Consider the following 921-nt stretch of genomic DNA (forward strand, 5'->3'; position numbering starts at 1 on the left):
AGTTATTATCTGAAATCGGGAGTATTGTGTTGATCCACAAGAGAGAGTCCCTGATAATGGAACGTTAATATGTATAGAAGTGAAAGCGTAAAATGGATAAGTTAATAGGCTCACAGATAAAAGCTTTAAGAAAAGCTAAAGGAATGACTCTACAGGAATTATCTAAAAAGACAGAGCTTTCCTTAAGCTACCTGAGTATGATGGAGCGTGGTCTAAACAGTCCAACAATTGCTAATTTGCAGAAAATTTGTAACGTCTTCGATCTAATGCTTCCTGAATTATTAGCCAATATAAATGACCATTCGCTACAGGTTTCTAAGTCGGAAAGGCAAGTGATTTTCAATAATGAAAATGGGCTGAAGTATGAGTCTATAACGAAAGGTGAGCGTAATATTACTGGTTCCATCATTACCATAAACGATAAGAATAAACACCAGTCATCTGCCCACCAGTCGGATGAGCTAGGGCTAATACTAAAGGGTTCCATGAAAATGGAGCTCGAAAATACAGTATATCACCTTAAAGAAGGTGACTCTTTTTATATCCCAGCCAATATTCAACATAGTTATGAAAAAACTAGCGACGAAGAATGTGTTAGTCTTTGGATGTATGCTACGGGATTTCATACAAAATCGAAGCGAGATTTCCCCGTTACTATTGAAGAAACGAAACCTAAAAAGTGACTATCTACTGACTTTAAATCTCACGAATATCTTTAGCAGAAAGTTCGATAGCACAGTGCATGAATACCCAAAATTGCCGCATGAAACGTACTTGAGCTTCAAAAGGTAAGTGCTGATTTTTGTCCAATTCCGTGAAAAATGACCATCGCTATAATGGTGGTCACTTGTGATTTGGAATACTCAGAGTTATCCGAAGGGGAAATACTTCCCGAGGAACGTAACTCAGAAATGTCCGTGC

The 921-nt window shown here is 37.8% G+C and carries 1 protein-coding gene; it reads left to right on the forward strand.

Annotated features, from left to right (window positions below; translation table 11 throughout):
* The first annotated feature begins 92 nt into the window (after positions 1–92).
* Positions 93–683 carry a helix-turn-helix domain-containing protein gene (locus AB4209_RS22195; protein ID WP_372057409.1) on the forward strand — a complete coding sequence of 197 codons (591 nt, stop codon included), beginning with the start codon at positions 93–95 and terminating at the stop codon, positions 681–683.
* Positions 684–921 lie beyond the last annotated feature (238 nt).

The organism is Vibrio sp. 10N.286.48.C11 (genome assembly GCF_041469805.1).
GTDB classification, from domain to species: domain Bacteria; phylum Pseudomonadota; class Gammaproteobacteria; order Enterobacterales; family Vibrionaceae; genus Vibrio; species Vibrio crassostreae_C.